This is a genomic window from Janibacter endophyticus (assembly GCF_016888335.1).
In the GTDB taxonomy this organism is placed as follows: domain Bacteria; phylum Actinomycetota; class Actinomycetes; order Actinomycetales; family Dermatophilaceae; genus Marihabitans; species Marihabitans endophyticum.
The window spans coordinates 1,071,093-1,091,671 of sequence record NZ_JAFEJG010000004.1; the positions used below are offsets into that span (position 1 = coordinate 1,071,093).

General features: G+C 68.5%; 17 protein-coding genes and 1 tRNA gene. 16 read left to right on the forward strand and 2 right to left on the reverse strand.

Annotated elements, in window-relative coordinates:
- Nucleotides 1-8: 8 nt before the first annotated feature.
- On the reverse strand, nucleotides 9-1,307 hold the full coding sequence (locus JNO54_RS05225) for an aspartate aminotransferase type Ic (RefSeq protein ID WP_204142946.1): 1,299 nt from the start codon (nucleotides 1,305-1,307) through the stop codon (nucleotides 9-11).
- A 153-nt stretch (nucleotides 1,308-1,460) separates the two neighbouring features.
- Between JNO54_RS05225 and JNO54_RS05230 the strand changes: the two genes are divergently transcribed.
- The 8 genes from JNO54_RS05230 to JNO54_RS05265 all read left to right on the forward strand — a co-directional run bounded on the left by JNO54_RS05230 (nucleotide 1,461) and on the right by JNO54_RS05265 (nucleotide 6,553).
- Nucleotides 1,461-1,533, forward strand: a tRNA-Trp gene (locus JNO54_RS05230).
- Between the two features lie 62 nt (nucleotides 1,534-1,595).
- Entirely contained in the window at nucleotides 1,596-1,856 is a 261-nt protein-coding gene (gene secE, locus JNO54_RS05235; protein WP_204142947.1) for a preprotein translocase subunit SecE, read from the forward strand.
- A 68-nt stretch (nucleotides 1,857-1,924) separates the two neighbouring features.
- A complete protein-coding gene (gene nusG, locus JNO54_RS05240; RefSeq protein ID WP_204142948.1) occupies nucleotides 1,925-2,830 on the forward strand; it encodes a transcription termination/antitermination protein NusG in 906 nt (301 codons plus the stop codon).
- A 92-nt stretch (nucleotides 2,831-2,922) separates the two neighbouring features.
- Nucleotides 2,923-3,354 (forward strand): 50S ribosomal protein L11, encoded by a 432-nt coding sequence (gene rplK, locus JNO54_RS05245; protein ID WP_204142949.1) that lies wholly within the window; start codon nucleotides 2,923-2,925, stop codon nucleotides 3,352-3,354.
- Between the two features lie 68 nt (nucleotides 3,355-3,422).
- Nucleotides 3,423-4,163, forward strand: coding sequence for a 50S ribosomal protein L1 (rplA, locus tag JNO54_RS05250; RefSeq protein ID WP_204142950.1), 741 nt, complete (start codon nucleotides 3,423-3,425; stop codon nucleotides 4,161-4,163).
- Nucleotides 4,164-4,514: 351 nt separating this feature from the next.
- Nucleotides 4,515-5,132 (forward strand): 50S ribosomal protein L10, encoded by a 618-nt coding sequence (gene rplJ / locus JNO54_RS05255; protein WP_204142951.1) that lies wholly within the window; start codon nucleotides 4,515-4,517, stop codon nucleotides 5,130-5,132.
- Between the two features lie 83 nt (nucleotides 5,133-5,215).
- On the forward strand, nucleotides 5,216-5,608 hold the full coding sequence (rplL, locus tag JNO54_RS05260) for a 50S ribosomal protein L7/L12 (RefSeq protein ID WP_204142952.1): 393 nt from the start codon (nucleotides 5,216-5,218) through the stop codon (nucleotides 5,606-5,608).
- A gap of 285 nt (nucleotides 5,609-5,893) precedes the next feature.
- Nucleotides 5,894-6,553, forward strand: coding sequence for an FtsX-like permease family protein (locus JNO54_RS05265; protein WP_204142953.1), 660 nt, complete (start codon nucleotides 5,894-5,896; stop codon nucleotides 6,551-6,553).
- Here JNO54_RS05265 and JNO54_RS05270 read toward each other — a convergent pair.
- A complete protein-coding gene (locus JNO54_RS05270; RefSeq protein ID WP_204142954.1) occupies nucleotides 6,513-7,760 on the reverse strand; it encodes a phospholipase D-like domain-containing protein in 1,248 nt (415 codons plus the stop codon). The genes JNO54_RS05265 and JNO54_RS05270 overlap by 41 nt on opposite strands.
- Nucleotides 7,761-8,085: 325 nt before the next feature.
- On the opposite strand from JNO54_RS05270, the gene rpoB reads away from it, so the two are divergent.
- The 8 genes from rpoB (at nucleotide 8,086) to fusA (ending at nucleotide 20,474) form a co-directional block, all read left to right on the forward strand.
- A complete protein-coding gene (gene rpoB / locus JNO54_RS05275) occupies nucleotides 8,086-11,568 on the forward strand; it encodes a DNA-directed RNA polymerase subunit beta (protein WP_204142955.1) in 3,483 nt (1,160 codons plus the stop codon).
- 115 nt (nucleotides 11,569-11,683) lie between these two features.
- Nucleotides 11,684-15,583: a DNA-directed RNA polymerase subunit beta' gene (locus JNO54_RS05280; protein WP_204142956.1), complete on the forward strand. Its 3,900-nt coding sequence runs from the start codon at nucleotides 11,684-11,686 to the stop codon at nucleotides 15,581-15,583.
- Nucleotides 15,584-15,834: 251 nt separating this feature from the next.
- On the forward strand, nucleotides 15,835-16,110 hold the full coding sequence (locus JNO54_RS05285; RefSeq protein WP_204142957.1) for an HU family DNA-binding protein: 276 nt from the start codon (nucleotides 15,835-15,837) through the stop codon (nucleotides 16,108-16,110).
- Between the two features lie 100 nt (nucleotides 16,111-16,210).
- Nucleotides 16,211-16,492: a hypothetical protein gene (locus JNO54_RS05290; protein WP_204142958.1), complete on the forward strand. Its 282-nt coding sequence runs from the start codon at nucleotides 16,211-16,213 to the stop codon at nucleotides 16,490-16,492.
- Nucleotides 16,489-17,037, forward strand: a complete 549-nt coding sequence (locus tag JNO54_RS05295; RefSeq protein WP_307818069.1) for a GNAT family N-acetyltransferase — start codon at nucleotides 16,489-16,491, stop codon at nucleotides 17,035-17,037. The genes JNO54_RS05290 and JNO54_RS05295 overlap by 4 nt, the downstream gene beginning before the upstream one ends.
- Nucleotides 17,038-17,410: 373 nt before the next feature.
- The gene (gene rpsL / locus JNO54_RS05300) at nucleotides 17,411-17,785 is read left to right on the forward strand and encodes a 30S ribosomal protein S12 (protein WP_144855644.1); all 375 of its coding nucleotides are present in this window, start codon (nucleotides 17,411-17,413) and stop codon (nucleotides 17,783-17,785) included.
- Nucleotides 17,785-18,255 (forward strand): 30S ribosomal protein S7, encoded by a 471-nt coding sequence (rpsG, locus tag JNO54_RS05305; RefSeq protein ID WP_204142959.1) that lies wholly within the window; start codon nucleotides 17,785-17,787, stop codon nucleotides 18,253-18,255. Before rpsL ends, rpsG begins: the two co-directional genes overlap by 1 nt.
- Before the next feature lie 104 nt (nucleotides 18,256-18,359).
- Complete coding sequence (gene fusA / locus JNO54_RS05310) at nucleotides 18,360-20,474, forward strand: elongation factor G (RefSeq protein WP_204142960.1); 2,115 nt, start codon at nucleotides 18,360-18,362, stop codon at nucleotides 20,472-20,474.
- Nucleotides 20,475-20,579 lie beyond the last annotated feature (105 nt).

The following is a 20,579-nucleotide window of genomic DNA, read 5'->3' on the forward strand; positions in this document are numbered from 1 at the left end:
GGTGGCGCTCAGGCGCCCTGGTCCTGCAGCTTCTCGGCCGCGGCGAGGAGGACGCAGGTCGCGACGACCTCCATCGCCTCGGTGACCTCGGCGAGCGGCGGCATCGTCGGGGCGAGGCGGATGTTCTCGTCCTTCGGGTCCTGCCCGTGCGGGAAGGACGCGCCGGCGGGGGTCAGCGAGAGGCCGACCTCCTTGGCGAGGGCCACGACACGGCTCGCGGTGCCGGGCAGGACGTCGAGGTTGACGAAGTAGCCGCCGGTGGGGGAGTTCCACGTCGCGACCTCGTAGCCGGCGAGCCGCTCGGTGAGCACCCGGTCGAGCTCGGCGAACTTCGGGGCGATGATCTCGGCGTGCTTGCGCATGTGGGCGCGCACCCCGTCAGCGTCCTGGAAGAACTCGGCGTGACGCAGGTGGTTGACCTTGTCCGGGCCGATCGAGCCCATCCCGAGATGGTCGAGGTACCACGTCACCTGCTCGACCGAGGTCGCGAGGAAGGCGACGCCGGCGCCGGCGTAGCTGATCTTGCTCGTGGAGGCGAACATGATCGCCCGGTGCGGGTTGCCGGCCGCGCTCGCGAGGCTGAGGACGTCGGCGCTCTTGGTCTCGTCCTCGGTGAGGTGGTGCACCGCGTAGGCGTTGTCCCAGAAGATCTTGAAGTCCGGTGCCGCGGTCGGCATCGAGGTGAGCGCGGCGGCGACCTCCTGGGTGGTCGTCGCGCCGGTCGGGTTGGCGTAGGTCGGCACGAGCCACATGCCCTTGACGCTCGGGTCGTCCTTCGCGAGGGCGGCGACGGCCTCGACGTCCGGTCCGTCCTCCCGCATGGGCACGGTGACCATCTCGATGCCGAGCTCGGCGAGCAGCCCGAAGTGGCGGTCGTAGCCGGGCACGGGGCAGATGAAGGTGACCTTGTCCTCGTCCTTCCACGGCCGCGGGGAGTCGATGCCGCCGAAGAGGAGCAGGTCGACGAGGACCTCGCGCATGAGGGTCAGCGAGGAGTTGTTGCCGGCGACGATCTGGTCGAGGTCGACGCCGAGGAGCTCGGCGAAGATCTCGCGGATCTCGACGAGCCCGGCGAGCCCGCCGTAGTTGCGCACGTCGGTGCCGGAGCGGTCCTTCGTCGTGCTCGGGAGGCCGAGCATCCCGTCGGCGAGGTCGAGCTGGGCGGCGCTCGGCTTGCCTCGGGTCACGTCGAGGGAGAGACCCTTGGTCCGCACCTGCTCGTAGGCCTCGCGCTGCGTCGCGGCGAAGGCGTCGAGCTCCTCGGCGGAGAGGGCGGACAGGGGGCGGTGGCTGCTCTGCTCGGTCACGTGCTCAGTCTCCCACTCCTGCTCGGTTGGCGGGCGGCGGTCCCGCTCGCGTATGGTGGATCCTTGGTTGACCAAGACCAGAGTTTCCGTCATGCCCTCCGGGCGGGAGACGAAGGGGGTCAGCCGGCGGGTACCGGCCCCACCGGTATCCGTAGGGCAGTGGCTCAATTGGTAGAGCACCGGTCTCCAAAACCGGCGGTTGGGGGTTCGAGTCCCTCCTGCCCTGCGTTTCGCGGCACCCGCCGCGCAGCAACGGTGAAAGTGAACGACGACGAGAGTTGAGGGCCCGTGACCGAGCTCGGTACGCAGCCGTCCAGGGCTCGCCGTCCGGAGCCCCAGGGCGGCAACCCGGTCTCCCGGTTCGTCCGGTCGATCGTCCTCTTCGTCACGCAGGTGCTCGACGAGCTCCGCAAGGTGGTGCGCCCGACCCGGTCGGAGCTGCTCAACTACACGATCGTCGTCATCGTCTTCGTCACGGTGATGATGCTCTTCGTGGCTGGGCTCGACTTCGTCTTCACCAAGCTCGTGCTGTGGGTGTTCGGCGGCTGAGCCGCCCACGTCCGTCCGTCCCTGGCGCCCCGCGCCGACCGTCAACCCAGGTGAGGTAGTACCAGGTCATGTCCGACCAGCCGACCAACCCCTTCGCCGTCGCCGACGACGAGCTGACGCCTGCCCAGGCCGAGGCTGCCGCGAGCGGCGTCGCGACCCCTGACCTGCCGACCGCCGAGGAGGTCGACGCCGAGCGCGCGCTCGCCGAGTCCGAGGCTGCCGACGAGGCTGAGGTCGCCGACGAGGCGTCCACCTCCGACGACGACGTCGCGACCGAGGACGTCGAGGTCGAGGTGAGCGACGAGACCGCCGCCCCCACCGAGGACGCCGACGGCGACCTTCTGCCCGAGGAGCAGGCCGACCCGGTCCAGGCCTTCAAGGACGAGCTCGCGAGCAAGTACGGCGACTGGTACGTCATCCACAGCTACGCCGGCTACGAGAACCGCGTCAAGCACAACCTCGAGACGCGCATCGCGAACCTCAACATGGAGGACTACATCTTCGAGGTGGCCGTCACCATCGACGAGGTCACCGAGATCAAGTCCGGCCAGAAGAAGACCCGCAAGCAGCCGCGGATGCCCGGCTACGTCCTCGTCCGCATGGACCTCACGGACGAGTCCTGGGGCGCCGTCCGGCACACGCCGGGCGTCACCGGCTTCGTCGGCAACGCGCACGACCCGGTGCCGCTGAGCCTCGACGAGGTCTACACCATGCTCAAGCCCGCCGACCTCGAGAAGTCCGCCGCAGCGGCCGCCTCCGGCTCGGCCCCCGCGCAGGGCGGCGTTTCGGGTGCCGCGATCGACCTCGACTTCGAGGTCGGCGAGTCGGTCACCGTCACGGACGGCCCCTTCGAGACCATGCCCGCGACGATCTCCGAGATCATCCCGGAGACCCAGAAGCTCAAGGTCTTCGTCTCCATCTTCGGCCGGGAGACCCCGGTCGAGCTGTCCTACTCTCAGGTCGCCAAGATCTGAGCGCCGGGCACGAGCCGGCCTGACACCCAGGTCGGCATGCAACCGGGTCATCGCCCACGGCGTCGGCCCACGACACAGGAATGAGGAAGGCCATGCCTCCCAAGAAGAAGGTCTCCGGCTTCATCAAGCTGCAGATCCAGGCCGGTCAGGCCACCCCCGCGCCGCCCGTCGGCCCCGCGCTGGGTCAGCACGGTGTCAACATCATGGAGTTCGTCAAGGCGTACAACGACGCCACGGCGGACAAGCGCGGCAACGTCATCCCGGTCGAGATCACGGTCTACGAGGACCGCTCGTTCACCTTCATCACGAAGACCCCGCCGGCTGCCGAGCTCATCAAGAAGGCCGCTGGTGTGCAGAAGGGCTCTGGCGAGCCGCACAAGACCAAGGTCGCCAAGCTGAGCAAGGACCAGCTCCGTGAGATCGCGGAGATGAAGATGCCCGACCTCAACGCCAACGACGTCGACGCCGCGATGAAGATCATCGCCGGTACCGCGCGTCAGATGGGCATCGACACCGAGCTCTGAGCTCGGGACCCCGTGGGAGGGCCGGCGCTGGCCCGCACCACATCTTCACCACCATCAAGGAGAAGCACATGAAGCGCAGCAAGAACTACCGCTCCGCCGCCGAGGGCATCGACCGCGACGCCCTCTACGCCCCGCTCGAGGCCGTCCGCCTCGCCAAGCAGGGCGCGAAGGCCAAGTACGACGAGACCGTCGAGGTCGTCTTCCGTCTCGGCATCGACCCGCGCAAGGCGGACCAGATGGTCCGTGGCACGGTCAACCTGCCGAACGGCACGGGCAAGACCGCGCGCGTCCTCGTCTTCGCCAACGGCGAGAAGGCCGAGGCCGCCAAGGCCGCCGGTGCCGACTACGTCGGCTCCGACGACATGCTCGAGAAGGTCCAGGGCGGCTGGATGGACTTCGACGCCGTCGTCGCCACCCCGGACCTCATGGGCAAGGTCGGTCGCCTTGGCAAGGTCCTCGGTCCGCGTGGTCTCATGCCGAACCCGAAGACGGGCACCGTCACGATGGACACGGCCAAGGCCGTCACGGACATCAAGGGTGGCAAGATCGAGTTCCGCAACGACAAGCACGCCAACCTCCACTTCATCATCGGCAAGGTCTCGTTCGACGAGAAGGCGCTCGTGGAGAACTACGCGGCCGCGCTTGAGGAGATCAACCGTCTCAAGCCGTCGGCGAGCAAGGGCCGCTACATCACCAAGGCCGTGCTGAGCACGACCATGGGCCCGGGCATCCCGCTCGACTCGACCCGCACGAAGGACCTCCTTGAGGAGTCCGCCCCCGTGGCGGCCGACGAGGTCTCCGAGGGCTGAGCCCGACGCCGAGCCCCTTGCTCCTGAGGTGGGCGGGGCTCTGCGACGAGCCTCGAAGGGGGCCGTCCCGCGCACGCGGGCCGGCCCCCTTCGTCGTCCGATTTGGCCGAAGGGGGAAGACCCCCGTACCCTGGTCCAGACCGATGACCGCCGGTTGCCCTCTGCCTGGCAGAGAGCCGAAGGTCCCGCCACGAGCGGGCGACCAGCGCAGGACACACGATTCGCCCCACCATCCGTGGTGGGATCCGAGCCCCGTGCGCCCTGCGCCGGGGCTTTTCTCGTGACTGGACGAAGCTTTGTGGCGTTCCGGAGGTCATTGACCCTAGAAGCACGCACGAGAAGGAGGCCCGCATGGCGAACGCTCAGAAGTCTGCCGCCATCGCCGAGCTCGCGGAGAAGTTCCGTGGCTCCAGCGCGGCCGTTCTCACGGAGTATCGCGGTCTGACCGTGGCACAGCTCGCCGAGCTGCGCACCAACCTCCGTGGCAACGCCACCTACTCCGTGGTGAAGAACACGCTGACCGAGCTTGCCGCGAAGGAGGCGGGCGTCGAGTCCGCCTTCGACGGCCAGCTCGTCGGGCCGAACGCCATCGCCTTCGTCGAGGGCGACCCGGTCGAGGCCGCGAAGGCTCTGCGCAACTTCGCCAAGGACAACCCGCTCCTCGTCATCAAGGGCGGTGTGCTTGACGGCAACCCCCTGACGGCCGAGGAGATCGAGAAGCTCGCGAAGCTCGAGTCGCGCGAGGTTCTCCTGGCCAAGCTGGCTGGGGCCATGAAGGCCCAGCTCACCCAGGCTGCCTACCTCTTCAACGCGCCGCTGTCGCAGACCGCCCGGGTCATCGACGCGCTGCGCGCCAAGGTCGAGGAGCAGGGCGACAACGCCCCCGCTGCCGAGGCCGAGGAGGCCCCCGCCGAGGCGCCCGCCGCCGAGGCCACCGAGACCGTCGCCGAGGGTGGCGACGAGAGCTGAGGCTCACCCCTTCGGGGGCCCTCTGCTCGATCAACCAACACACGCCACTCACGGCTAGTACGTAGTAAGAAAGGACGCCCATCATGGCGAAGCTCAGCACCGACGAGCTCCTTGAGGCCTTCAAGGAGATGACCCTCATCGAGCTCTCCGAGTTCGTGAAGCAGTTCGAGGAGACCTTCGAGGTCACCGCCGCCGCCCCCGTCGCCGTCGCGGGTGCCGCCCCGGCCGCTGCCGGTGGCGACGCCGGTGGTGCTGCCGAGGAGCAGGACGAGTTCGACGTCGTCCTCACCGCCGCTGGCGACAAGAAGATCCAGGTCATCAAGGAGGTCCGCGCGCTCACGAGCCTCGGCCTCAAGGAGGCCAAGGACCTCGTCGACGGCGCCCCGAAGCCCGTCCTCGAGAAGGTCGACAAGGCTGCCGCGGAGAAGGCCAAGGAGGCCCTCGAGGGCGCCGGCGCCACCGTCGAGCTCAAGTGATCTGAGCCTTCCGGCTCAACCGCTTCACCCGAAGGGGGTGACGCACCAGACCTGGTGCGTCACCCCCTTCGCCGTGTGAGATCACCGATCGATCGTCGTGGCGCTCGCCGCGCCCCGGGGGCGCTCGGACCTGCGGCTCGTTCCCGGCTCTATCGACGCTCTGTGCCGCACGGGGGGTGTTGCGGTGGGCGCCACCCTCGCCCGTGAGGCGCGAGTCTCCGTGGGTGACACCTTGCTTGCGTGGGGTGCCACGCCCGGTCCTAGGGATCGTCGCGCGCGGACTCGATGCCCAACCTGCTGCTCTCCGTCGTCACGTGCTTGCAGCTCGACAAGACGGACGAGGCAAGCGGGACCACGCACTTCCGGGGGATGACTCGTCCGGGTGCGGCCTCCGAGGTCGCTGCGGTGCTGCCCGGCGTCATCGGTCGACCACATCATGGCGATGTCACCAGCGCGGCCGTGCCGGACGCCTCGCTCGTCGCGGCAGCGGTTGCCGAGCAGGTGGTGACGAGCGCGCGCTACGTCTCGATGACCGCCCTGGCGCTCGGCCTGCTCATGCTCGCGGTGGTCATGAACACGATGGTCGTCGAGCGGATGTCTAGCTACTCGCTGAAGAAGTCCCTGGGTGCCTCCCGGTGGCAGATCGTGGCCGAGGTGCTCGTGCACGGCTCGCTCTTCGGGCTCGTGGGCGGCATCGCGGGTCTGCTCGTGGGTGTGACGGTGCTCGGTGGCGTCGCGCAGCTGCGGGGGTCCCGGCGGGGCTCCCGCCCGTGCTCGCCGCGCTCCCGGTGGGATGTCTGCTCGCCGGTGGTGTGGCCGGCCTCTGGCCGGCCTGGCGGGCGGCCTCGGCCGACCCGATCAACTTCCTTCGGGGTTAGGCCGGCCTACGCCGGTGACGCAGGGGTCAGAGCACCCCGCGGTAGGGGGCGAGGATGCCCTCGGTGACGCGGGCGATGAGGGGCCGGTCGGTCCACTCCTCGAGGGTGAGCTCGGTGCAGTTCTGCGCGTCGACCCGGAAGATCTCCTCCATCTGCCGGGCGATGTCGGCGTCGAGGATCTCGAGGTTGATCTCGTAGTTGCCGGCGAGGCTGAGCCGGTCGAGGTTGGCCGTGCCCAGCGTGGTCCAGCGCCCGTCGATCGTCGCCGTCTTGGCGTGGACCATGGCGTTCTCGTACCGCAGGATCCGCACGCCGCCCTTGAGCAGCTCGGCGTAGCTCGCCCGGCTCAGCCAGTCCGCGACGATGTGGTTGCTGAAGTGCGGGACGATGATCTGCACGTCGACGCCCCGGTGGACCGCCTCGACGAGCGCACGGGTCAGGACGCCGTCGGGGATGAAGTATGCGGCGGTGAGATAGACGTGGTGCTCGGACCGGTCGATCGCCTCGAGGTACATGTTGCGGATCGGGTAGACGGAGTCGACGGGGGAGTTGCGGTGCACCCGCATCGTCGTCGACCACGTGCGCGCCGCCGGCTGGTGCAGGTGCGGGGTCGTGGCGCCGGGGGCGTTGTTCCAGTAGTCGACGAAGGCGTTGGCCAGCTCGACGACCATCTCGCCCGAGACCCGGGCGTGGGTGTCGCGCCACCGGTCGGCGTAGAGGCTGCCGATGTTGTACCCGCCGAGGTAGGCGGCTGCCGTCGGGGCGCCCTCGTCGACGATGAGCAGCTTGCGGTGGTTGCGGCCGACCTGCCGGGGGGTGAGCCAGGGAAACCGCCCGATGAGCGGGTGCCGCTTGACGTGGATGCCGTCGGGCAGGCTGCGGAAGAAGGCACGCGGGACGACGAGGTTGGCGAACTCGTCGAAGGCGACGAAGACCTCGACGCCGCGCTCGTGAGCCCGCACGAGGGCGTCCCGGAAGGCGACGCCGGTGTCGTCGCCCTTCCAGATGTAGGACTCGAAGAAGATCCGGGTCTGGGCCGCCTCGATGTCGGCAAGCATGTCCTCGAAGAGCGGCTCGCCCGTGGTGTAGATCCGCAGGTCGCCCCCCTGGACGGCGAGGTCGTGCGACTCGACCCGTGGGAGCCGGACGTCGGGCTTGTCGCGCTTGCGCCGCGAGTCGAAGACCAGCAGACCGGCGACGGTCGCGGCCTGGGCGGCGAGCGTCACGGCCGCGGCCCGGCGCGCGGTGCGGCGGGGCGAGAAGCGGCGCGTCATGCCGCCACTGTAGGACCCGCCCTCGACACGCCGAGGGAACCAGTCTTGACGCGGGGGCGGGGATGTCGCATCCTCATGGCGTCGCACCGCCACGGCCTCGCCTCCGCGAGGAGCGCGCGGGGGACCACCGTCAGCCGTCAGGCTTGACCGGGTTGGACAGTCATGCCTTCGTACGCGTAATCTGTCTGTTTGCGCTGCCCTTCCCCCTTCGACCCCGTCTCTGTCGTGCCCTCACCGCCCACCACCGTGGGTGCCCGGCCCGGCCTGCGGATCGATCGGACGGGGCTCGCCGCCCGACCATCACGGCCCGTGGAAGGACCCATCCTTGGCTGCCTCGCGCACCGCATCCCCGATGTCCACCGCAAAGACGGCATCCGGCCGGCTTTCCTTCGCGAAGATCCGCGAGCCTCTGGAGGTCCCCGACCTCCTGGCCCTGCAGACCGAGAGCTTCGACTGGCTGCTGGGCAACCAGCGGTGGCAGGAGCGCGTCGCCGAGGCTGAGGCCGCCGGCCGTCAGGACCTCTCCCGCCAGTCCGGCCTCGACGAGATCTTCGAGGAGATCTCCCCCATCGAGGACTTCTCCGGCTCCATGTCCCTCTCCTTCTCCGAGGGTCGCTTCGAGGAGCCGAAGTACTCCGTCGACGACTGCAAGGAGCGCGACCAGACCTACTCGGCGCCGCTCTTCGTCACGGCCGAGTTCATGAACGCCGAGACCGGCGAGATCAAGAGCCAGACCGTCTTCATGGGCGACTTCCCGCTCATGACCGACCGCGGCACCTTCATCATCAACGGCACCGAGCGGGTCGTCGTCTCGCAGCTCGTCCGCAGCCCGGGCGTCTACTTCGAGCGCACCCCGGACAAGACGTCCGACAAGGACATCTACTCCAGCAAGATCATCCCGAGCCGGGGCGCCTGGCTCGAGTTCGAGATCGACAAGCGCGACATGGTCGGTGTCCGCGTCGACCGCAAGCGCAAGCAGCCGGTGACCACCCTGCTCAAGGCCCTCGGCATGTCCGAGGCCGAGATCCGGGCCGAGTTCGGCGACTACGAGTCGATGAACCTGACCCTCGAGAAGGACCACCTCGAGAGCCAGGACCAGGCGCTGCTCGACCTCTACCGCAAGCTGCGCCCGGGCGAGCCGCCGACCCGTGAGGCCGCGCAGACCCTGCTCGACAACCTCTACTTCAACGGCAAGCGCTACGACCTCGCCAAGGTCGGTCGCTACAAGATGAACCGCAAGCTCGGGGTCGAGGTCGACCTCGACGCCTCGGTGCTCTCGCTCGACGACATCGTCGCCACGCTGAAGTACCTCGTCGCGCTGCACGCCGACCAGGGCACCCTGCCGGGCACCCGGAACGGCGAGGCCATCGAGGTCCCCGTCGAGACCGACGACATCGACCACTTCGGCAACCGTCGCGTCCGCAGCGTCGGCGAGCTCATCCAGAACCAGGTCCGCACGGGCCTGTCCCGGATGGAGCGCGTCGTCCGCGAGCGCATGACGACCCAGGACGTCGAGGCCATCACGCCGCAGACGCTCATCAACATCCGGCCGGTCGTCGCCTCCATCAAGGAGTTCTTCGGCACCAGCCAGCTCTCGCAGTTCATGGACCAGAACAACCCGCTGTCGGGCCTGACCCACAAGCGGCGTCTCTCCGCGCTCGGCCCGGGTGGTATCTCCCGTGACCGCGCCCAGATGGAGGTCCGTGACGTCCACCCGTCGCACTACGGCCGCATGTGCCCGATCGAGACCCCTGAGGGCCCGAACATCGGTCTCATCGGCTCGCTCGCGTCCTACGGGCGGATCAACTCCTTCGGCTTCATCGAGACGCCGTACCGCAAGGTCGAGGACGGGGTCGTCTCCGACGACGTCACCTACATCTCCGCGGACGAGGAGGACAAGTACGTCGTGGCCCAGGCCAACGCCGAGCTCGACGACAAGCGCCGTTTCGTCGGTGACCGCGTCCTCGCCCGGACCAAGGGTGGCGAGGTCGACCAGGTGCCGGCCGAGGACGTCGACTACATGGACGTCTCGCCGCGCCAGATGGTCTCGGCCGCGACCGCGATGATCCCCTTCCTCGAGCACGACGACGCCAACCGTGCGCTCATGGGCGCCAACATGCAGCGTCAGGCCGTCCCGCTCGTCCAGGCCGAGGCTCCCTTCGTGGGCACCGGCATGGAGCACCGCGCCGCGCTCGACTCGGGCGACGTCGTCCGCGCCGAGAAGGCCGGTGTCGTCACCGAGGTCTCCGCCGACCTCGTGACGGTCAGCCAGGACGAGGGCGGCAGCCGCTCGTACAAGATCATGAAGTTCTCTCGCTCCAACCAGGGCAACAGCTACAACCAGCGCGTCGTGGTCGCCGAGGGTGACCGCGTCGAGGCCGGTCAGCTCATCGCTGACGGTCCCGCGACCGACGGCGGCGAGATGGCCCTCGGGCGCAACCTGCTCGTCGCCTTCATGCCGTGGGAGGGCTACAACTACGAGGACGCGATCATCCTCTCGCAGCGCCTCGTCCAGGACGACGTACTCTCCTCGATCCACATCGAGGAGCACGAGGTCGACGCCCGCGACACCAAGCTCGGTCCGGAGGAGATCACCCGGGACATCCCGAACGTCTCCGAGGAGGTCCTCGCCGACCTCGACGAGCGCGGCATCATCCGCATCGGCGCCGAGGTCCGCGACGGCGACCTGCTCGTCGGCAAGGTCACGCCCAAGGGCGAGACCGAGCTGACCCCGGAGGAACGGCTGCTCCGCGCGATCTTCGGTGAGAAGGCGCGCGAGGTCCGCGACACGTCCATGAAGGTCCCCCACGGCGAGACCGGCACGGTCATCGGTGTCAAGGTCTTCGACAAGGACGAGGGCGACGAGCTGCCTCCGGGCGTCAACCAGCTCGTCCGGGTCTACGTGGCCAACAAGCGCAAGATCACCGACGGTGACAAGCTCGCGGGCCGGCACGGCAACAAGGGCGTCATCTCCAAGATCCTCCCGGTCGAGGACATGCCCTTCCTCGAGGACGGCACCCCGGTCGACGTCGTGCTCAACCCGCTCGGCGTCCCCGGTCGGATGAACATCGGCCAGATCCTCGAGCTCCACCTCGGCTGGGCAGCCAGCCGGGGCTGGGAGATCGCGGGCAACCCGGACTGGGCCGCGATGATCCCGCAGGACGCGCGCTCCGCCGAGCCGAACACCCGCGTCGCGAGCCCCGTCTTCGACGGTGCGAGCGAGGAGGAGATCCGCGGTCTGCTCGACTCGACCCTGCCGACCCGCGACGGCGTCCGGCTCATCGACAACAGCGGCAAGACCATGCTGTTCGACGGCCGCTCCGGCGAGCCGTACCCGGACCCGGTCTCGGTCGGCTACATGTACATCCTCAAGCTGCACCACCTCGTGGACGACAAGATCCACGCGCGCAGCACGGGTCCGTACTCGATGATCACCCAGCAGCCGCTCGGCGGTAAGGCCCAGTTCGGTGGCCAGCGCTTCGGCGAGATGGAGGTGTGGGCCCTCGAGGCCTACGGCGCCTCCTACGCGCTCCAGGAGCTGCTCACGATCAAGTCCGACGACGTCAACGGCCGCGTCAAGGTGTACGAGGCCATCGTCAAGGGCGAGAACATCCCGGAGCCGGGCATCCCCGAGTCCTTCAAGGTGCTCATCAAGGAGATGCAGTCCCTCTGCCTCAACGTGGAGGTCCTCAACTCCGAGGGCGGCACCATCGAGATGCGCGACTCCGAGGACGACGTCTTCCGCGCCGCCGAGGAGCTCGGCATCGACCTGTCCCGGCGCGAGCCGAGCAGCGTCGAAGAGGTCTGACGGTCGGTGGGCCGGCCTCTGAGCCGGCCCACCGCTGCCGACCAACGACAACCGTCAGACCTACACACACGAACTTTTCGAGAGACACACTCGAGAGAACGAGAGAAGGACACACGTGCTCGACGTCAACTTCTTCGACGAGCTGCGCATCGGCCTCGCCAGCGCCAGTGACATCCGCAACTGGAGCCACGGCGAGGTCAAGAAGCCGGAGACCATCAACTACCGCACCCTCAAGCCGGAGAAGGAGGGCCTCTTCTGCGAGCGCATCTTCGGCCCCACCCGGGACTGGGAGTGCTCCTGCGGCAAGTACAAGCGCGTCCGCTTCAAGGGCATCATCTGCGAGCGCTGCGGCGTCGAGGTCACCCGTGCCGGCGTGCGTCGTGAGCGGATGGGCCACATCGAGCTCGCCGCCCCCGTCACCCACATCTGGTACTTCAAGGGTGTCCCGAGCCGCCTCGGGTACCTCCTCGACCTCGCGCCGAAGGACCTCGAGAAGGTCATCTACTTCGCGGCGTACATGATCACGAGCGTCGACGAGGAGGGTCGCCACAAGGCGCTGCCCACCCTCGAGGCCGAGATCGACACCGAGCGCAAGGCGATGGAGCAGCGTCGCGACGCCGACGTCGAGGCCCGCGCCAAGAAGCTCGAGGACGACATCGCCGCCCTCGAGGCCGACGGTGCCAAGTCCGACGCCAAGCGCAAGGTCCGCGACTCCGCCGAGCGCGAGATGAACCAGATCCGCAAGCGCGCGGACCAGCAGATCGAGCGCCTCGGCCAGGTCTGGGACCGTTTCAAGACCCTCAAGGTCCAGGACCTTGAGGGCGATGAGGTCCTCTACCGCGAGATGCGTGACCGCTGGGGCATGTACTTCGAGGGCGGCATGGGCGCCGCGGCGATCCAGAAGCGCCTCGAGACCTTCGACCTCCAGGCCGAGTCCGTCGCGCTGCGCGAGATCATCGCCACCGGCAAGGGGCAGAAGAAGACCCGTGCGCTCAAGCGCCTCAAGGTCGTCACCGCCTTCCTCACGACGGACAACGAGCCGGCCGGCATGGTCCTCGACGCTGTCCCCGTCATCCCGCCGGACCTGCGTCCCATGGTCCAGCTCGACGGTGGCCGCTTCGCGACCTCAGACCTCAACGACCTGTACCGCCGCGTCATCAACCGGAACAACCGCCTCAAGCGACTGCTCGACCTCGGCGCGCCCGAGATCATCGTCAACAACGAGAAGCGGATGCTCCAGGAGGCCGTCGACAACCTCTTCGACAACGGCCGTCGCGGTCGTGCCGTGACCGGCCCGGGCAACCGTCCGCTGAAGTCGCTCTCCGACATGCTCAAGGGCAAGCAGGGTCGCTTCCGTCAGAACCTCCTCGGCAAGCGCGTCGACTATTCCGGCCGTTCGGTCATCGTCGTCGGCCCGCAGCTCAAGCTGCACCAGTGCGGTCTGCCGAAGGCCATGGCGCTCGAGCTCTTCAAGCCCTTCGTCATGAAGCGGCTCGTCGACCTCGACCACGCCCAGAACATCAAGTCGGCCAAGCGCATGGTCGAGCGTCACCGCCCGGTGGTCTGGGACGTCCTCGAAGAGGTCATCACCGAGCACCCCGTGCTGCTCAACCGTGCGCCCACGCTGCACCGACTGGGCATCCAGGCCTTCGAGCCGCAGCTCGTCGAGGGCAAGGCCATCCAGATCCACCCGCTCGTCTGCACCGCCTTCAACGCGGACTTCGACGGTGACCAGATGGCCGTGCACCTGCCCCTGTCGGCGGAGGCCCAGGCCGAGGCGCGCATCCTCATGCTCTCCTCGAACAACATCCTCAAGCCGGCCGACGGCCGCCCCGTGACGATGCCGACCCAGGACATGGTCATCGGCCTCTACCACCTCACCTCCGAGGTGGCCCGCGAGGACGAGGAGGCGCCGCTGCGTGCCTTCTCGACCGTCGCCGAGGCGCGGATGGCCTACGACGCGGGCGAGATCAAGGTCGGCACGCCGATCAAGGTCCGTCTCACCGACGTCGTGCCGCCGCTGGGCACCGAGCTCCCCGAGGGCGTCGAGCGTGGCGAGTCGGGCGAGGTCGCCCAGTGGACCGCGGAGACGACCCTGGGTCGCGCCCTCTTCAACGAGGCCCTCCCGGTGCACTACGCCTTCGTCAACGAGCCGGTCGACAAGAAGCGGCTCTCGACGATCGTCAACGACCTCGCCGAGCGCTACACCAAGGTGCAGGTCGCCGCGTCCCTCGACGCGCTCAAGGAGGCCGGCTACTACTGGGCCTCCCGCTCGGGCACGACCGTCGCGGTGAGCGACGTCGTCACCCCGTCCCGCAAGCCCGAGATCCTCGAGGGCTACGAGACGAAGGCGACGAAGGTCCAGACCCAGTACGAGCGCGGTCTGATCACCGACGACGAGCGCCGCCAGGAGCTCATCGAGATCTGGACGCAGGCCACCAACGAGGTCTCGGCCGAGATGCAGGCCAACTTCCCCAAGGACAACCCGATCTACCGCATGGTCAGCTCGGGCGCCCGTGGTAACTGGTTCCAGCTGCGGCAGATCGCCGGTATGCGTGGCCTCATGGCCAACCCGAAGGGCGAGATCATCCCGCGTCCGATCCGGACGAACTTCCGTGAGGGTCTCTCCGTCGTCGAGTTCTTCATCTCGACGCACGGTGCCCGTAAGGGTCTGGCCGACACCGCGCTGCGGACCGCCGACTCCGGGTACCTCACGCGTCGTCTCGTCGACGTGTCGCAGGACGTCATCATCCGTGAGGACGACTGCGGCACCGAGCGCGGCCTGCCGATGCCCATCGCGCAGACCGACGAGCTCACCGGCACCCGCCGCCTGCACGACGACGTCGAGTTCACGGCGTACGCCCGCTGCACCGCCGCGGACGTCGCCGGCCCCGACGGCACCGTCCTCGCGGCGGCCGGCTCGGACCTCGGTGACGTCGTCATCGGCCAGCTCTACGAGGCCGGCGTCGACGAGGTCAAGGTCCGCTCGGTCCTCACCTGCGAGTCCCGCGTCGGTACCTGTGCCAAGTGCTACGGCCGCTCGCTGGCCACCGGCCAGCTCGTCGACATCGGAGAGGCGGTCGGCATCATCGCGGCCCAGTCGATCGGTGAGCCCGGCACCCAGCTGACGATGCGTACCTTCCACACCGGTGGTGTGGCCGGTGACGACATCACGCAGGGTCTGCCGCGTGTCGTCGAGCTCTTCGAGGCCCGCACGCCCAAGGGTGTCGCCCCGATCGCGGAGGCCAACGGCCGGATCACGATCGAGGACACCGACAAGGCGCGCCGGATCCTCCTCACGACGGACGCCGACGGCGAGGAGCACGCCTACCCGGTGAGCAAGCGCTCGCGCCTGCTCGTCGAGGACGGCCAGCACGTCGAGGTGGGCACCCAGCTCATCGTCGGTGCCATCGACCCCAAGCAGGTGCTGCGCATCCTCGGCCCGCGGGCCACGCAGAAGCACCTCGTCGACGAGGTCCAGCGCGTGTACCGCCAGCAGGGTGTGTCGATCCACGACAAGCACATCGAGGTCATCGTCCGGCAGATGCTGCGCCGGATCACCGTCCTCGAGTCGGGCGACTCCGGTCTGCTGCCGGGCATGCTCGCCGAGCGCACCCGCTTCGAGGAGGCCAACCGCCGCACGGTGACCGAGGGTGGTCGTCCCGCGGCCGGTCGTCCCGAGCTCATGGGCATCACCAAGGCCTCGCTCGCGACCGACTCCTGGCTCTCCGCCGCCTCCTTCCAGGAGACGACGCGTGTCCTCACCGAGGCCGCCATGGAGGGCAAGAGCGACCCGCTGCTCGGCCTCAAGGAGAACGTCATCCTCGGCAAGCTCATCCCTGCCGGTACGGGTCTGGCCCGCTACAACAACATCAAGGTCGAGCCCACCGAGGAGGCCCGCGCGGCGATGTACACGCTGCCGAGCTACGATGAGTACGCGTACCCGGTCTTCGGCCCGGGCAGCGGCGAGGCGGTCCGCCTCGACGACGCAGAGCTCGGTCTCGACCGCCTCTGACGCCTCCAGCGTCTCCCATGGCGAAGGGGGGAGGTCACCTCGACGAGGTGACCTCCCCCCTTCGTCGTGCCCGCCGGGGTCACCCCGCTGGTTACGCTGTGACAGGAGTGGCTGGTGGGACTCGATACGCCGCAGATCCCCCAATAATCAAGGGAAACACGCCGGGATCCGGGTCGCCATATGTCGTCCGGACGTGGTGGAGTAGGGGAGTTCGCGACCGAACCGAACACACGAAGAATGGGAGATCCCACATGAACAAGTCCGAGCTCGCCAGCGCCGTCGCCGAGAAGGCCGGCGTCTCCGCGTCCTCCGCCGCCGAGGTCATCACCGCCCTCCAGGCGGTCCTCTCCGAGCAGGTTGCTAAGGGCGAGAAGGTCACCGTCCCCGGCTTCTTCAGCCTCGAGCGGGTCGCCCGCGCCGAGCGCAAGGCCCGCAACCCCCAGACGGGCGAGGAGATGACGATCCCGGCCGGCCACGCTGCCAAGCTGACCGCCGGCTCCGCCCTCAAGGCTGCCGCCAAGGGCTGATCGCCGACCGCGACCGACGGGGCGCGCTCCGGGCACCCTGCCCGGGCGCGCCCCGTCGTCGTGCGCAGGGCGGGGCCCGGTGCGGTGGGAGGATGTGTCCGTGACAGATGACCGCCTCCCGATGCGCGCCCGCGCGACCCTGGCCCGCTGGGGGCTCGGCACGATCCTCGCGATCGGCGCGGTCGTGCTCCTCGTCAAGCCCGGGGGCGTCTCCAAGCTCCTCGGCGTGGCGCTGGCGGCAGCCGCCGTGGCGACCTTCGTCCGCAAGGACCGCAGCAGCTCGACGATCGTCGCCGTGGTCCTCCTCGCGATCGGTGCCTTCTTCCTCGTCGCCCTGCTCACCGGCAACTCGCAGTGGTTCATGGACAGGTACGTCCGGTGAGCCTGGACCACCGCGCGCTGCGTGAGCTGCTCTCCTTCCGCCCCGAGGCCCCGGCAGACCACGAGGCGGTCGACCTGCTCACCGACCTCGCCTTCGGCGCGACGGGGCAGGAGAGCGTGGAGCGGCGCCTGCTGAGACAGCTCCGGGCCGACGGCGACATCGTCGACGAGCTGACCATCGTCGCCGAGGTCGACGGCGAGGTGATCGGGCAGGTGGCCTGCTCGCGCGCCACCCTGGCCGGGGCGCCGAGCGTCGGGCTGGGGCCGATCAGCGTCCGGCCGGACCTGCAGCGCAAGGGGATCGGGGCCGGCCTCATGAGCGCGGTGATCGCCACGGCCGAGCGCCGGGGGGACCCGGTGATCGTGCTGCTCGGCGACCCGGAGTACTACGGCTTCTTCGGCTTCCTCCCCGCGAGCAGCCTCGGCATCGGCTCCCCGGGACCGTGGGGTGACGCGTGCTTCCAGGCACTGCCGCTGCGGTCGTGGCGGCCCGAGATGGCCGGCCCCTTCGAGTACGCGCGGGCCTTCTCCGACCTCGAGGGATGACGACCCCTTCGCTCCGACGCCCGCCTCACCCGACATCGGCACTCGAACCCGACAACCGTTGTCGGGTCGGGCGCACCTTTATCGGATGATCCGATAAAGGTCCCGGTCGCCGATTTGTGACCGTTGCCGCCCCGCCGGTATCGTGGAACCTCGTGTGCATGTCCCTCCGTGAGGTGGGGTGTGCCCGCCACCTCTCGCCGGGCGCCTCGTCCGGTCGCTCGCCTCGCGGCGGGTGGTCGCTCGCAGGAGTGCAGGGGAGAGCACCACCGCAGACACTCCCGACCTCGGGGGTGTGACGCGATGGCAGTCCAAGGAGCGTGACGCGGCCGCAGGGTCGTCAGCGCAAGAACATCAACCGTACGGAGACATCAGGTTGCCTACCATCAACCAGCTGGTGCGCAAGGGCCGGCAGGACAAGACCACCAAGGTCGCCACTCCTGCCCTCAAGGGCTCGCCGCAGCGCCGTGGCGTGTGCACGCGTGTGTACACCACCACCCCCAAGAAGCCGAACTCCGCCCTCCGCAAGGTCGCCCGCGTGCGTCTGACGTCGGGCATCGAGGTCACCGCCTACATCCCGGGCGTCGGTCACAACCTCCAGGAGCACTCGATCGTGCTCGTGCGTGGCGGCCGTGTGAAGGACCTCCCCGGTGTCCGCTACAAGATCGTCCGCGGCTCCCTCGACACCCAGGGTGTCAAGGGTCGCCAGCAGGCTCGTAGCCGCTACGGCGCCAAGAAGGAGAAGAAGTAATGCCTCGTAAGGGCCCCGCCCCGAAGCGCCCTCTGGTCGTCGACCCCGTCTACCAGAGCCCGCTCGTCACCCAGCTCGTCAACAAGATCCTCCTCGACGGCAAGAAGTCCATCGCCGAGGCCATCGTGTACGACGCCCTCGAGGGCTGCCGCGAGAAGACCGGCACCGACCCGGTCCAGACGCTCAAGCGCGCCCTCGACAACGTCAAGCCGAGCCTCGAGGTCAAGTCCCGCCGCGTCGGTGGCGCGACCTACCAGGTCCCGATCGAGGTCAAGCCCAACCGCGCGACGACCCTGTCGCTGCGCTGGCTCGTCGGCTACGCCCGTCAGCGTCGTGAGAAGACGATGACCGAGCGCCTCATGAACGAGATCCTCGACGCGAGCAACGGCCTCGGCGCCGCGGTGAAGCGTCGTGAGGACACCCACAAGATGGCCGAGTCCAACAAGGCCTTCGCGCACTACCGCTGGTAACAGCCCCCGGACGAAGGGGGACCGCACGGTCCCCCTTCGTCCCACCAGGGCCTACAGGCCCGCACAGCAGAGCTTGAACCCCGCAACGAGCGAGAGAGACTTACGTGGCACAGGACGTCCTGACGGACCTCAGCAAGGTCCGCAACATCGGCATCATGGCGCACATCGACGCCGGCAAGACGACGACGACTGAGCGCATCCTCTTCTACACCGGTGTCAACCACAAGATGGGCGAGACCCATGACGGTGCGTCGACCACCGACTGGATGGAGCAGGAGAAGGAGCGCGGCATCACGATCACCTCCGCCGCGGTCACCTCGTTCTGGGAGGGCACCCAGATCAACATCATCGACACGCCCGGCCACGTCGACTTCACCGTCGAGGTCGAGCGCTCGCTGCGCGTCCTCGACGGCGCGGTCGCCGTCTTCGACGGCAAGGAGGGCGTCGAGCCCCAGTCCGAGACGGTCTGGCGCCAGGCGGACAAGTACGACGTCCCGCGCATCGCGTTCGTCAACAAGATGGACAAGCTGGGCGCCGACTTCTACTTCACCGTGCAGACGATCAAGGACCGCCTTGGCGCGGAGCCGCTCGTCATGCAGCTCCCGATCGGTGCCGAGAACGACTTCGTCGGCGTCGTCGACCTCATGTACATGCGCGCGCTCGTCTGGGAGGGCGACGCCAAGGGTGACGTCACCATGGGCGCCGCCTACGAGGTCCAGGAGATCCCCGCCGACCTCCAGGCCAAGGCCGAGGAGTACCGCAACGCGCTCGTCGAGCGCGTCGCCGAGTCCGACGACGAGCTCATGGAGAAGTACCTCGGCGGCGAGGAGCTCACCGTCGACGAGCTCAAGGCGGGCGTCCGCAAGCTCACGGTCAACTCCGAGCTCTACCCGGTCTTCTGCGGCTCCGCCTTCAAGAACCGCGGTGTCCAGCCGATCCTCGACGCGGTCAAGGACTACCTCCCCAGCCCGCTCGACGTCCCCGCCATGCAGGGCCACGCCCCGGGCGACGAGGAGAAGCACGTCACCCGTCAGCCGAGCAAGGACGAGCCGTTCTCGGCCCTGGCCTTCAAGGTCGCCGCGCACCCGTTCTTCGGTCAGCTGACCTTCATCCGCGTGTACTCCGGCCGGATCGCCGCCGGCACCCAGGTGCTCAACAGCACCAAGGTGAAGAAGGAGCGCATCGGCAAGCTCTTCCAGATGCACGCCAACAAGGAGAACCCGGTCGACGAGGCGATGGCGGGCCACATCTACGCCGCCATCGGTCTCAAGAGCACGACGACCGGTGACACCCTCTCCGACATCGACCAGCCGGTCGTCCTCGAGTCCATGACCTTCCCCGAGCCGGTCATCCAGGTGGCCATCGAGCCCAAGACCAAGGGTGACCAGGAGAAGCTCGGCACGGCCATCCAGAAGCTCGCCGAGGAGGACCCGACGTTCCAGGTCTCCCTCGACGAGGAGACCGGCCAGACGATCATCGCCGGCATGGGTGAGCTCCACCTCGACATCCTCGTCGACCGCATGAAGCGCGAGTTCAAGGTCGAGGCGAACGTCGGCAAGCCGCAGGTCGCCTACCGCGAGACCATCCGTCGCGCGGTCGAGAAGCTCGACTACACGCACAAGAAGCAGACCGGTGGTTCCGGCCAGTTCGCGAAGGTCCAGGTGACCATCGAGCCGCTCGACACGAGCGAGGGCGAGCTCTACGAGTTCTCCAACGCCGTCACCGGTGGCCGGATCCCGCGTGAGTACATCCCGAGCGTCGACGCCGGCATCCAGGACGCCATGCAGTACGGCGTGCTCGCCGGCTACCCGCTCGTGGGGATCAAGGCCACCCTCCTCGACGGTGCCTACCACGACGTCGACTCCTCCGAGATGGCGTTCAAGATCGCCGGTTCCATGGCGCTCAAGGACGCCGTCCGCAAGGCCGACCCCGTGCTCCTCGAGCCCATGATGGCCGTCGAGGTCCGTACCCCCGAGGACTACATGGGCGAGGTCATCGGCGACATCAACTCGCGCCGTGGCCAGATCCAGGGCATGGAGGACATCACCGGGGCCAAGGTCGTCCGCGGCCTCGTCCCGCTGTCCGAGATGTTCGGCTATGTCGGTGACCTGCGGTCCAAGACCCAGGGTCGGGCGAGCTTCTCCATGGAGTTCGACTCCTACGCCGAGGTCCCCAAGTCCGTGGCCGAGGAGATCATCGCGAAGACCCGCGGCGAGTGACGGGTAGCATTACCCCGATCTCGGTGCGTTAGCAGCACCAGCACCCCCAAGAACGACGCCATGTCCTGCCGGACCAAGGCGTATCACGAGAAGAAAGTCCTGAGG

Excerpts from the sequence above, each read along its gene's own strand:
- rplJ (WP_204142951.1), top strand. The coding sequence starts at position 4,515 with ATGGCGAACGCTCAGAAGTCTGCCGCCATCGCCGAGCTCGCGGAGAAG.
- rpsG (WP_204142959.1), top strand. The coding sequence starts at position 17,785 with ATGCCTCGTAAGGGCCCCGCCCCGAAGCGCCCTCTGGTCGTCGACCCC.
- JNO54_RS05265 (WP_204142953.1), top strand. The coding sequence starts at position 5,894 with ATGCCCAACCTGCTGCTCTCCGTCGTCACGTGCTTGCAGCTCGACAAG.
- nusG (WP_204142948.1), top strand. The coding sequence starts at position 1,925 with ATGTCCGACCAGCCGACCAACCCCTTCGCCGTCGCCGACGACGAGCTG.
- JNO54_RS05270 (WP_204142954.1), bottom strand. The coding sequence starts at position 7,760 with ATGACGCGCCGCTTCTCGCCCCGCCGCACCGCGCGCCGGGCCGCGGCC.
- rplK (WP_204142949.1), top strand. The coding sequence starts at position 2,923 with ATGCCTCCCAAGAAGAAGGTCTCCGGCTTCATCAAGCTGCAGATCCAG.
- rplL (WP_204142952.1), top strand. The coding sequence starts at position 5,216 with ATGGCGAAGCTCAGCACCGACGAGCTCCTTGAGGCCTTCAAGGAGATG.
- JNO54_RS05285 (WP_204142957.1), top strand. The coding sequence starts at position 15,835 with ATGAACAAGTCCGAGCTCGCCAGCGCCGTCGCCGAGAAGGCCGGCGTC.
- rplA (WP_204142950.1), top strand. The coding sequence starts at position 3,423 with ATGAAGCGCAGCAAGAACTACCGCTCCGCCGCCGAGGGCATCGACCGC.